14 protein-coding genes are annotated in these 12,338 nt (G+C 38.6%); 9 read left to right on the top strand and 5 right to left on the bottom strand.

Features of this window, described 5'->3' with window-relative positions:
• Positions 1–172 precede the first annotated feature (172 nt).
• From KIT27_11670 to KIT27_11655, 4 genes are all read right to left on the bottom strand, one after another.
• Entirely contained in the window at positions 173–499 is a 327-nt protein-coding gene (locus KIT27_11670; GenBank protein MCW5590305.1) for an HU family DNA-binding protein, read from the bottom strand.
• 770 nt (positions 500–1,269) lie between these two features.
• A complete protein-coding gene (locus KIT27_11665; GenBank protein MCW5590304.1) occupies positions 1,270–2,145 on the bottom strand; it encodes an integrase domain-containing protein in 876 nt (291 codons plus the stop codon).
• Positions 2,142–2,945: a hypothetical protein gene (locus tag KIT27_11660; protein ID MCW5590303.1), complete on the bottom strand. Its 804-nt coding sequence runs from the start codon at positions 2,943–2,945 to the stop codon at positions 2,142–2,144. Before KIT27_11660 ends, KIT27_11665 begins: the two co-directional genes overlap by 4 nt.
• Positions 2,946–3,292: 347 nt before the next feature.
• Positions 3,293–3,511 carry a hypothetical protein gene (locus KIT27_11655; protein ID MCW5590302.1) on the bottom strand — a complete coding sequence of 73 codons (219 nt, stop codon included), beginning with the start codon at positions 3,509–3,511 and terminating at the stop codon, positions 3,293–3,295.
• A gap of 1,423 nt (positions 3,512–4,934) precedes the next feature.
• Between KIT27_11655 and KIT27_11650 the strand changes: the two genes are divergently transcribed.
• From KIT27_11650 to KIT27_11615, 8 genes are all read left to right on the top strand, one after another.
• Positions 4,935–5,501: a hypothetical protein gene (locus KIT27_11650; GenBank protein ID MCW5590301.1), complete on the top strand. Its 567-nt coding sequence runs from the start codon at positions 4,935–4,937 to the stop codon at positions 5,499–5,501.
• Positions 5,502–5,650: 149 nt separating this feature from the next.
• A complete protein-coding gene (locus tag KIT27_11645) occupies positions 5,651–6,364 on the top strand; it encodes a tRNA-dependent cyclodipeptide synthase (GenBank protein MCW5590300.1) in 714 nt (237 codons plus the stop codon).
• A 23-nt stretch (positions 6,365–6,387) separates the two neighbouring features.
• The gene (locus tag KIT27_11640; GenBank protein MCW5590299.1) at positions 6,388–6,681 is read left to right on the top strand and encodes a hypothetical protein; all 294 of its coding nucleotides are present in this window, start codon (positions 6,388–6,390) and stop codon (positions 6,679–6,681) included.
• Positions 6,682–6,762: 81 nt separating this feature from the next.
• A complete protein-coding gene (locus KIT27_11635) occupies positions 6,763–7,953 on the top strand; it encodes a PAS domain-containing protein (GenBank protein ID MCW5590298.1) in 1,191 nt (396 codons plus the stop codon).
• Positions 7,943–8,740, top strand: a complete 798-nt coding sequence (locus tag KIT27_11630) for a trypsin-like peptidase domain-containing protein (protein ID MCW5590297.1) — start codon at positions 7,943–7,945, stop codon at positions 8,738–8,740. Before KIT27_11635 ends, KIT27_11630 begins: the two co-directional genes overlap by 11 nt.
• A gap of 10 nt (positions 8,741–8,750) precedes the next feature.
• Positions 8,751–9,755 carry a DUF4935 domain-containing protein gene (locus tag KIT27_11625; protein ID MCW5590296.1) on the top strand — a complete coding sequence of 335 codons (1,005 nt, stop codon included), beginning with the start codon at positions 8,751–8,753 and terminating at the stop codon, positions 9,753–9,755.
• Positions 9,756–9,816: 61 nt separating this feature from the next.
• On the top strand, positions 9,817–10,341 hold the full coding sequence (locus KIT27_11620) for a hypothetical protein (protein ID MCW5590295.1): 525 nt from the start codon (positions 9,817–9,819) through the stop codon (positions 10,339–10,341).
• A complete protein-coding gene (locus KIT27_11615; GenBank protein MCW5590294.1) occupies positions 10,328–11,134 on the top strand; it encodes a hypothetical protein in 807 nt (268 codons plus the stop codon). The genes KIT27_11620 and KIT27_11615 overlap by 14 nt, the downstream gene beginning before the upstream one ends.
• A 175-nt stretch (positions 11,135–11,309) precedes the next feature.
• Here the strand turns inward: KIT27_11615 and KIT27_11610 are convergent, their stop codons facing one another.
• Positions 11,310–11,720: a heavy metal-responsive transcriptional regulator gene (locus KIT27_11610; protein ID MCW5590293.1), complete on the bottom strand. Its 411-nt coding sequence runs from the start codon at positions 11,718–11,720 to the stop codon at positions 11,310–11,312.
• 87 nt (positions 11,721–11,807) lie between these two features.
• Between KIT27_11610 and KIT27_11605 the strand changes: the two genes are divergently transcribed.
• A partial coding sequence (locus KIT27_11605; GenBank protein MCW5590292.1) for a hypothetical protein occupies positions 11,808–12,338 on the top strand: 531 nt, incomplete at its 3' end.

Genomic DNA, 12,338 nt, shown 5'->3' with positions numbered 1-12,338 from the left:
CTTAGAGGTTTCTCTTTGCTCGCTTTCCAAAGTAAAAAGTTCATCGAGGTACTGATATGCGTATCTTTAGTCGACATTTGCAGCAAAAACCACGATGGGATCGCATAGTGCGACTAGCAAACATAATTTATTTAACTTAATATCTTTATGAACAGTATTTAAAGTAATCAGATTATTTCTCGTTTAATTCTTCTGATAGCTTTTTTGCCGGCTTAAATGATACCGTTCTCTTTTCAGAGATTCTTATCTTTTCACCTGTATTTGGGTTAACTCCGTCTCTAGCTTTTCTTGTTTTTACCTCAAATTTCCCAAGCTCAGGCAGTGTAACCTTATCATCGCAGCTTAAGAGGGAGATTTTCAAAGTCTCAATAAAGACTGTATAGACGCCTTCTGCGACCTCTTGTTTAAAGTCTCCAGCCTTGGCCAAACTTTCAATAAACTCTTTTTTATTCATAATACAACCGCTTAAAATAAATACTTTACATAAAGTATTTCTCACCCATGAATCCCTAACCTAGATAGTATATAAAAATAAACTTACAACAAACAATAACTTATTAACATTACGTAAAGTATGTAATATACGTACAGATTCCCGGCTATAGATTTATGCTTTATTAACTCTGCATCATTATTCAGATTCAGCAAGAGCAGGGTAAGTATTATATTTATGCCGAATAAAGTATTTACTTTATTTATTATATTAACTGTCAGCTTTGATATTACTGAACTAATCGAACAACGCTATAGGTTTATAAATATTATTTACTTTACATACTTTATTTACCATATTTTCATTACTTATGGTAAGTTATAGGTGGAGCAACAAATGAGTTATGAATTTCAAACCGCGTACTTTTGGTCGACCTCAATAATAAAAACCATAAAACGCAATATCTATCCGAAATTAAAAATAAAACCACTACAAAGTGGGTAATATATTTAATACTTTATTTACTTTACATAAGGTATGTATAGTGAAATGTGTATAAGCCTGTTGTTAAACAAAGTTATCCACGTACTTTTGGTCGACTTTAGAGGGGCTATTTTGCGTATGTTTGGTCGACTATCTGCGTACCTTTAGTCGACCCTTTGCGTACTTTTGGTCGACCGGGTATGGGTTAAGTATTTGATTATAATGTATTTCTCAGACCTCCCTATATTACCTATATTACCTATAAAATATACCTATAGTTAGTTTGTGTTTACTGTGGACAATCCTCCGGATTGACCACAATCACACAAACCCAACAAGTAAATTTATATAATTTATCCTAAATAATTTTTTGCTATAGCAATTCGAGAATGACCAAGTTCAAATGAAACGATTTTTCTTGCGTGTAAATCAATTTCTCTCTGCTGTTTTGATAATTGGGTTCTGGTCTTGCCGCCATCAATTGGGGAGGGCCATCCAGTGATCTCTCGGTATCTCTTTTGAGCATAAGCATGACGTAAACCATGCAAATTATTATGCCCCGTGGATGAGACAACTCGGTCATAAAGTTGTCTTTGCTGAATATAACTTTTTCCTTCTGGGATCATAGAACAGCGATTTCCAACCAGTTCCTTAGCTTTATCGAGCCAGTATCTCTGTTCGCTGTTCGTGATAGGTATCGCGCGAGTTATTCCTCCTTTAGTCCAGCTCGCCTGAAGGCGAAGCAACGTGCCTTCATCTGCTTGGCTTGGAATAATCTTTAAACATTCCTCTCTACGAAGCCCAAATGCCCTCTGTAGCTCGATAGAGCACCGGATGTAGTCATCATCTACCTTTTCAAAATTAGGGGCGTGAAGGGCTTTATTTTTGCTTGGGACATATGATCGCTTTCCTATTTGGTATTCGTCGTTGTCTTTTACAACGTTTGCTCGATTAAATTCTCGACACACAAAACGCAGATCTGACATCCTGTTTTTTATTGTGCCAACAGAAGCTCCATTACTTTGCCAGTATTTTACTAGTACCTCTACATGTTTGGGTTTGATTCTTCCAATATGGGTTGGCTCGTAGCCTAGCTTGTGGAGATCTCTGCACGTTGCCACTAATCTGTTGGTACGATCGGCGTAAGTTGCATGAGACATTTTGCCTTTATGGCCTTTCATGAATTCATAAATCGAAAAATTAATAGATTTTTGCTTGGATTTACTCATAAAAGCCACTGCTTAATTTTTTTTGGCGTACTAAATCCCATTTCAGAGCATAAAGTGAGCAAGGCAGTGCGAAGCTCCAATGTTCCACGTAACACATTTAGGCGATTTCGGGCATAAAGCATCCTGATTTCAATGGCTGGCTCTAGGTTAGCCTCAATAAGCTCAGCTTCAATCAACTTTCCAACTACAACGTCATGGTTTTGTTGTAACAACTTGCTGGCTTTTTCTAACTGTACTCTGTCAAGCAAGCACTTCCTTTGAGACTCCGTAGTAATGGGGATGGCTCTATCTTGTCGATTATGCGCAATTTGGCGGTAAATGATTAGATTTGTCTCATTTTGTGCTGGTGCTACTCGTAAACGAATGGCTTCCAGTCTTGTGAGTCCAAATAACTGCTGTAAATTGACAACAGAAAGAGTAATAGGGTGGTGAACCTTTGCGCTAATATTTTCTGGTATGGTACCATTAGGCGAAAATGACGCAGGCTTAACGCTTCCAAGTAGTCTATTGCTTGGAATGTCGATTTTTAACTTCGCGAGCTGGTTAAATTTCCGCAGAGCGGCCAGTTTATTACCAATAGTGGCTTTAGTTAACCCTCTCTTTTGCCAAAGTGTGACAAGGCTACCGATATTATCCGGCGTTAATTGCCTGAAAGAGTGGGGCAGTTGCTTTAGTTCGGCAAGATCATCACATATGGTTTGAATGAGACGATAATGCTCGCGGCGAGTGGCGTGACTCCCGTAATTCGCTTTTGCAAAAACCGCTTGGCAGTTTTGCTGTAATCGATGTTTTCTACTCAACTTAGTTTCTCCAGAGTTTTAACAACAATCTTCAACAAGAATACATTGATTCATTTGACCTAAATTTCTCGGTTAGCCCTGATATGGAAGCTCTGAACCTTAATTGTTTAGTGTTGATACGACTGTGTGTGCCTTAAGGTAAGGACACGACACTGCAACTAACGTTGCCAAGGTCGTTTGCGCTTGGGAGCTACTCCACAGGCGCTACCGATAACACTAGGTCGGTGATCACAATGTCGTCTTTCTCGTCTTGTTTTGTCATTTCTCCTCTCGTTTAGTTAAGTTTTCGTGTTTTAAAGATATCTTCACTCGTTATAAATGAAGCCGGGTGGGGCAAAGCCCTGTTCTTACTCAATCGAAGTCAGTTTTTGCTGAAATCGTTCAATCGCTCTATTCACTGATTCAGAATTCACTACGTCATTAATCAGAATTTTTAATGTCGGCGAAAATCCAGTCTTGTCTTGAAGCTGTTTTTGAGCATCTCGTAATAAATCAAAGGATTCATCGGTCAAAAAAGTCGATTTCTTCGTTTCGTTGGTTTCAAGTTCAGTTTTGTCGGTCGTCATATCAGTTCTCCATTGCATTAACGTTCAATTCAATAAGTCGATTTAAATGAGAAATACCTGCACAAAGTCGTTTGGCGTAGTATTGTTCAATGAGTTTCCAAGAAAGCGGTAACAATTGGCGTGGAAGGTATGCTGTTTAGTGATGCGAAAATCACTAATCTGCTCACAATTGTCACAAGCATTATTATCTTGGAAACAAGATCAAGCGAATTGGTGCTTGACGATTGATGGGATATCGAGAATATCGATACGAGGAGCAATCAAATCTATCTGCGGTAAAACTTACCATGACGATAGGTGTTGATTGAAAAGGATTGTCATTCATCGTTCTTTTACTCGAAAGTGGTGGGCATAGCTGACCAGAACTTTTAGAACACTGTTTGTGCTACTTGAATGAGAATCTTTTGGGGTCCTGCTAACTTTCGTTAGGCTCACGACGCATAGGACGGCATGTGACTTGAGTAATAGACACTTCTGCTAAGCTTCAGTGTTTCGTGGCATCTCAGCCACTCGTCAGTATTACTTTGAATAAGGCTCAACGTCGCTTTCGCCTTGTTAAACCTTTTCTCGTGAGCGCAGCTCACGATTGCAATTATTGTAGCGCGCGAAGCGCGCTTGTGTCTATGAGATTTTAATTTTGCAATTCCTTTAAAAAGAAATTGCCGCATGTAAAAAGGCTATCGCATGTTTTTCCATGCGATTTTTAGCGCAAACAAGCACGCTTTGTCCGTGGATTTTCTTGCCCACAATCGTCATGCGCCGTTTTAAAATACGATGTATTTCAAAACGTTAGCGCAGCTCGTGTGGACAAAAAATCCACCGCCGCTTTTGCTGTCTGCGCTGGAACGCGGGGCGTTTACCCCTGCGTCACTGCCTTTTTTTCGCTCGTTCTCACTCGCCCTGGCAGTGACGCAGGGGTGACGGCACAAACCTTGTGCCTAAAATACCAAGCAAAAGTTGCTTGGTATTCGGATGCATGTGGACAACTTCAACCACAATCGCTTGGCCTTTTAATGGGCCTGCTCATGTGGATGAGTTGACGCACAAGCAAGTGATATCGACACGGCTTGTATCGATGAAGAAGTAAAAATTGACTCACATAGCCACACTATAGTCTGCGCGCAAAGTTGAAGGGCGCTTCGTCTCCGTGATGGGTATGTGGACAATTTTACCCCCCCCTTTATAATGGCTAATAAATAACCATTTCTTTAAAGACACCAGGCTAGGGGCATCTTTGTATAATATGGGCATAATCTCCACAGACTTACGCACAGATTTTGTGGATAAGCTCCGAGCTATCCCGCGACCCCCTATCTTTATATCATGCTGTACCCCATGCCTCGCGGAGGCTGTAGACAGATCGATGCTATTTAAGTACTATTTAATACCAGTATTAAAAAGGTATTAAATTAGGAGTGCACACATGGCAAAGCAGGGCAGACCCGGTATCCCATATGAAAAGTTCGTTGAGGTGTGGGAATCTTTAGTCGAAGAAGGTAGGGCTGGTACTAATGCTGCCCATGATATCCTTGGTGGTAGTAAAAGCACGATCGCAAGTTACCGTGAAAAATATGAGCGCGAAAGATCAGCTAGCACCCTATCTATTTTGAAAGACGTTGAGTTACCTAAAGCTGTCCAGCAAGCAATTGCGGATATCAAAGTGAAGGAACTCGATTCACTACAAAAAGAAAATGTGGCTCTTAAATCCCGCATTGATGAACACTTATCGCTTCTAAAAAAAACCGAAGATGCACTGGCAACTGCAAAAGTTGAACTCAATGACGCAAAGGTTGAGTTTGATACCGAAAAATTATCGCTCGAAAGAAAGCTAGCGGCTGCGCAAGCTAGAATTGATGATCTGGAATCAAGAGAGTTCAAGCTACTGGAACGGTATGAAAAACAAGGCGAGCAACTCAGTCGTGCTAGCCAAGATGCGGCGGTAGCTAAAAAGGAAGTCGAATTGCTCAGAGAAAAAGCTTCCGAAAAATAAATACAGTACGTAAAGTATTAAAGATAAATACGGTAAATAATTGTGCATTTTATATGCATTTTTTGTATTGATACTTGTTTAATCACACTCAGTAAAGCAGAATTTAATTGGGGACAAAATAAGAACCAAAAACCATAGGGGACCATGCTGTGGTTATCAGCAGGGAAAAAAGGGGTGAATTTAAAGCTAGAGCCGTAAACTGTCTTGATAGCAAGAAGCAGTTTGCTACCTCGTCCTGTGTGTTGCCAATCAGCTTAGGCCAACATTATCATCAAGATGATCGACTGGAAGCTATCCTGCAATTCATCAATACGCATTTCCAATCGTGTCATGTCGTTATTGCTGATTTATTACAGCGCCATAATTTGATGATGACGGAAAATTTGACGGAAGATAACGCTTCAAATTATTTGTTAGCGCAATCGGATCGTTGGCTTGAACGACACACTCCATTATTTGAAGAGCTAAGTATCCCGTTAAAAGTATATCGGTGGGCTGATTGGTTTGATTCAGCAGATTACAGGCGGCAACGTGATCTGACCGAGCAAGCTTTTCATGAAGACATTGTGGTTCACTCTGCAATTATGAAAACATCCCGTCAATTCACAGATAAGTTGATGCGGCGTTATCCTGAATTGAGTAAAGATAAGGAACGGATAGAATGGCATTGTCATAACTATGTTATGGAGGAATGTGCGGTAATGCCGCTATGGGTAAGGGAGAAATGGAATTTTGAGGTCTATCCAGCAAAGCGACTGCCTGCGATGATAGCCATCTATGAAAAATTTGTTAAACCATTTTATCCTGATAGGCTAAGGTGGGTGAGGTTAGAGATCCGTCGCCGAGCAAAAGCCAAGGCGTGATCAAGTTGTAAAAGGGCAGGGACGTGAAAACCATTATTGATATTTTATTCGGGCTGGGGCTATTCATTAATGCGTTGTTGTTTGTTCCTCAGCTTTTACGGATCGTCAGAGTTAAAAGTGGCCACGATATTTCGTTACTGACCTTTGCCGGATTTTTCATACTGAATCTCATCAGCTCGATATATGGGTACTACCATTCAGATTGGATTATGGTTATTGGATATGCCGTAAGTGCCCTGATGTGTGTTTTGATCGTCCTAGCTACTCTTATATATAGGCGTGGTGGAGATAACACGGCTGAGAAGGTAAAAAAATAACCAATATTGCTGTGATGCATAAATACTCTGGACTTTTTCCTGTCAATCTGTACAATTAGCTATCAGACAGGAGGTCAGCCCATGGTTATTGAAAACCTTTTAGATATTACCAAATCCGATACCATTCAATCCAACTTTTCCCAAACGCTACTCGCTGCGATGCCTGGCCACGTGTATTGGAAAAACCGCGAAGGTGAATTTCAGGGGTGCAATAAAGCGCTTGCCGCCTATTTTGGTTTTAGCTGCCCTGACGAAATCATAGGCCTGAATGATTATGATTTACTGGACAAACCACAAGCTGATCATATTCGACGATTAGATAAGCACGTTATGTCTTCGGGTAAAGGTATGGAATTTGAAGATACCCAGGTTACCACTGAAGGCAAGATTAATTATTACCTCGTGAAGCTGGCGCCGTTAAGAAACAGTGAAGGGCGGATTGTTGGGATCATGGGAATATCCTTTGATGTTTCAGCCGAGAAGCAAAAGCAGGAACTTGAGAAAGAAAAGAAGCGAGCTGAGATGCGAGCCGAATTTTATCAAATAGCAGCTTGCAGTATTGCGCATGAATTGCGAACCCCGTTAACGTCGTTGCGTTGTGGCGCTGAGGCAATCGAGCGATTTATGCCTGAGCTTGTTAATGCCATGTATTTTGCAAAAACACATGAATTCAAATCAACAATTAATAATCGCCAGCTTATGGCGCTTAAATCATCATGCCAGTCTTATTCGCATCAAATACATGCCGCCAATACATTTATTAATATGATGCTGCGCAATCTTAAAACGGGACAAGTGGATACATCGAAGTATCGTATCTTATCGATGTTTGAGGTTGTAAATGAAGTGATGAACGATTATCCGCTAAGTGAGCAGGATAGGGAGCTGATCACCATTAACCAAAATGATGATTTTCAGATTTTGGGTGATTTGACGCTAACCAAGAATATCTTTTTCAACTTAATTAAAAACGCTTTATACTTTATAAGAGAGCAGGGCCGTGGTGATATTACTATCACTGTTGAAAAAAGCGGAAAGCACAACGTCGTTCGCTTTCGCGACACTGCTAAAGGGATACCTTTAGCTGATATCTCTAAGATCTTTACTCGCTATTACTCGAAGAGAGAGGGTGGTACAGGTGTTGGTTTGGCATATTGCCAGCTTATAATGCAGAGCATGGGTGGAAATATATCTTGTCACTCAGAAGAGGGGGGTTATACAGAATTTCTTCTTGCTTTCCAGGTAACAAAATGTAGGCAATATGATGAGTGAAACAATTAAAAATAATCAATTTCCAATCTCCACTCAGTGGACGATTGATGCTGCTGGAAATGTTGGCAGGGAAGTTATACCAAATGTTTTGATGATTTACGATAATGCTTTTTCTTCTAAAGGTAGTGGGTTTTTAATTGATAATGGTTTTGTTGTTACAAACTTACATGTAATATCTGGAGCTGGTGATGTAAAAAATATAATTGGCCAATTTTCTGATGGTAGGAAAATTACTTTTTCAAAGTGCCATTACAACAAAAATTTAGATCTTGTTCTACTTGAGCCTACAGATAAACTTTCAGGCGGTCTGAAGTTGGATTTAGGAAGCAATATTCTGATTGGTGAATCCGTGTATACCTGGGGATTCCCTCTTGGATACAATGGGCCATCTCCATTATTTTCTACTGGATTTTTATCAGGATTCGTTGATCGTCCATCTATAAATAGTGGAATGGCAGCCAAACATCTAATCATTAATGGGGCTTTTAATAACGGAAATTCTGGTGGAGCCTTGTTTAAATCAGATAGCGATCGAGTTATTGGTGTTGTTGTTTCTAAACATATGCCTTTGGCGCCATTTCATCAGTCAGCTATACGAGCGCTCGCACACAACAAAAGCGGTGTTACATTTGAAGCTAAAGACGACAATGGGAGGTCGCAACAATTTGTGGAGTCACAAATTGTTGCCGATATTCTGATGGCTTATCAGCCTCTAGTACAAGTAATGATTGGAGAAGCGATATGCTCATCAGAGCTGAATTCACTAATTCTCAGCGTGAAGAGATAGGAAGAGAGTGATGCATTTATTTGTTGATACAAATACCTATTTGTCTTTTTATCATATGTCTAATGATGACTTGAATGAGCTTGATAAGTTAACTGCATTATTAGACAGCGAAGTATCTCTTTGGATCACTGAGCAGGTTAAAGATGAATTTAACCGAAATCGCGACAGTAAAATACAGCAAGCACTCAGTGTTGTTAAAGAAAAAAGCCCAAAAAAATCCGGATTGCCACAAATATGCAAAAGCTATAACGAATATCATGAATTAAAAGACGCCGAAAAGGAATATATCAAAACATTTAATGCCTTGATGGAAAAAATAGAGAGCGCTATCACTGATGAGTCGCTTAGAGCAGATGAAATAATAGATGTTATATTTAAGAAAGCAAAAACAATCGGGACAACAGACAATGTAATACAGCTTGCAAAAATACGAGCCGTTAAGGGAAATCCTCCTGGCAACACGGAGAATAAACGTAAAAAATATGAGTCCATGGGTGATGCGATAAATTGGGAATCGCTTTTAATAGAAATACCAGATAATGAAGACTTATATTTTATAACAGGGGATTCTGATTATTATTCTAGTCTAAATATTGGAATAAAAAAACCAAATAGGTTTTTAATGTTGGAGTGGGAAGAAAAAAAACAGTCAAAGATAATTTTATATGAGAAGCTGTCAGACTTCTTTAAAGAGCATTATCCTGATATAAAATTAGCAACTGAATTAAAGAAACAAATTATAGTTGAGAAACTTGTTTCTAGTTCAACATTTTCCGAGACGCATATTCAGATAGCTAAGTTATCAGAATGCACAGGATATTCTGATGAGCAAGTCAGGGTCCTGTGTGAAGCAGCATTAACTAATTCACAAATTACTTGGATATTATCAGATGAGGATGTTCGTTCTTTCTATATCCAGATACTCAAACAGTACAGAGATATTATAGATAACGAAATTGCAGAGCAGCTTAGTCATAAGGTTTATGATACCGATGAAAGTGATCTAGATGAGTGAGGTAATATCTGTGCCGATTTTTTTTGTATTCGACGTGTGAGACTGAATTTTTGGGTGATAAATGATAATGTGGTTACAGAATTTTTTTGGGAGCCCTTTTTTTAGCATTGTTGGAGGAATATCGACAATATTAATGATACTTGGCTTTTCTTATACTGCCTATTTAGTAATAAGAGGCGTGCTACCTGTTTGGTATAGACTTGGAATTGGGCTATCAAAAAGCAAAATTGCTATTTTTTCATTAAATGAATTTAACTGCTTAAGAGACATGCTTATTGATTCAAAAATTTTTAAAGAAAAAAATATTATCCAAGTGAATAAAAATGATTTGAGAAAAGCGTGTAAATTGCAAATTTTATTAGTTCACTGGAAAGACTTTCAAAATGAAATGCACGATATCTTGTCGTTAAAAAAAGATAATCAAGCGCTTATTATCTATGCGCCTCAGGAAGAAGGGAAGATAGAAGATGTTGATATTTTGAAAGAGATTAACCAACAGAGAAATTCTGTAATTGTAAATTTTAGAGGTCGCCTGATGAACGATATAATCACAGGGTTAATTACAGTTAGTTATGACAAACAGTGATATGTATTTAAATAACGTCATTCAAAAATATACGCCAAGAAGCCTAAATAATTATATGGGAGCAATAAGCTCTTTAAAAGAAACACTGAAGAGTTGGGCTAACACATGTTTTATCGAAATCATTGAGTCTGGGTCAATAGCAAAAGGAACAGCCGTATCAATAGCATCAGACGTGGATTTTTTGGTTTCTTTAAAAAGCAACTGCAATGAAAATAACGGTGGATTAAAAAGTATTTATGAATCGTTATACGATAAGTTAAATGGCAGTTATTCAAGTGCAAGAAAACAGAATGTTTCTGTCAGGATAACATTATCTGGTACAAGTTTATTATCTAACGGCCTTGAGGTAGATATCACGCCCGCGAGAAAGCAATTAGGAAACACTAACAACCATAGCTTATGGGTTTCTAAATTATCTACTTGGAAACAAACTAATATTCAAAAGCATATCAATGACGTATCTCAATCTCGACGAACCAATGAGATAAAATTACTTAAAATATGGAGGGAACTGAACAAGCTGGATTTTCCATCAATATATCTTGAATATTTGCTGATCAAAAATATTTTGAAAAATAAACCAAGCGACCCAAATAGCCTGGCAAACAATTTTTTCCATATTTTATCAGAACTAGCAAAGACTAATGAGAACCCGCTATTGTCAACAACAATAGATCCCGCAAACTCCAATAATGTTTTATCCGATCTACTAACAAAAAGTGAAAAGAATAAAATTCATATTGCTGCCGTGGGTGCAGTTAGTAAGCGAAATTGGGGTGATATTATTTGGTGAAAGAGTTTTTGTAGGGCCGTATCAATTGGTAGCATGGTATTGCGATTATTATTTGCTGAATTCACCGTCAGTCAGATCATAAAAAGCGTGATAATTGACATTATCGCAACTATTATTATTAAATTTTCTAATTATTTTTGGTGATTTTTAATTCATGTGCCAGATCTGTTGCTGATTACTCTTTGTATAAATTTTCTAAGATTGGGCATTTGTCAATTGATACTTTACCATCGCAGACATTAACCCAAGACTCAAGCGCCTTTTGCATTTTCTTAAGCTGGTCTATTTTAGTTTTAATTTCTTCTATTTTTCCAATCGTTGTGTCTCTAACATGCTTGCTGGTTGAATTTTTAGATTTCTGTAGATCGAGTAGAATTTTAATTTCTTCAAGAGAGAACCCGACTGATTTTGCGTTGCGAATAAAATGAAATCTTGGGATTACATCTTCAGGATATAGCCTGTAGCCTCCTTCACTTCGTTTTGACTTGGGTAGAAGACCATGTTTTGCATAAAAGCGGATAGTCACCGCGGTGGTCCCGGTGAGTTTGGCTAACTTGCCAATGGTTAATAATGTTGATGCTGACATATTGTTTAACCTTAAGGTTAGACTTCTAGTTGACAAGCTTTTATAATATCACAATTATCACGCGGTTTAAGCAAGGATATGACAGGGATGCTAAAACAAAAGCTTGCCGTCGTGTTGTTGATTAGTGCCTGTGTCATGCCTTCGAGTGGGTATGCGTTGACGCTAAAGCAAGCTGAGCAATTGGCCATACAACATGACTCGACGTTAGCCGAAATAACAGCCCATAGTGAGCAGCTCAAAAATGAAGCTGTTGCTGCGGATCAGTTATCGGATCCAAAAATGAGTGTGGGCGCGATGAATGTTCCAACGGATAGCTTCAGTTTTAGCCAAGAGCCCATGACTCAACTGCAAGTTGGGATTATGCAGCAGTTTCCACATGGGCATAGCTTATATTATCAATCATTAGCTAAAACGGAATCTTCAACTGCGTTTAAAGATAGTGCCGATAATCAACAGTTGTTGTTAAAGCAACGTGTTCGACAAGATTGGATTAAACTTTATTATTGGCGACATCATATTGCTATTTTGAATCATCAAATTCTACTGGACAAACAACTAAGCCGGGTTGCAGAGAGTTTACTAGCGAATAACAAGACAAATCAGCAGGCTGTGCTTGAT

It is taken from the genome of Legionellales bacterium, assembly GCA_026125385.1.
In the GTDB taxonomy this organism is placed as follows: Bacteria; Pseudomonadota; Gammaproteobacteria; order JAHCLG01; family JAHCLG01; genus JAHCLG01.
Note: the sequence above shows the minus strand (reverse complement) of the source record. Positions and strands in the feature narration are given on the sequence as shown.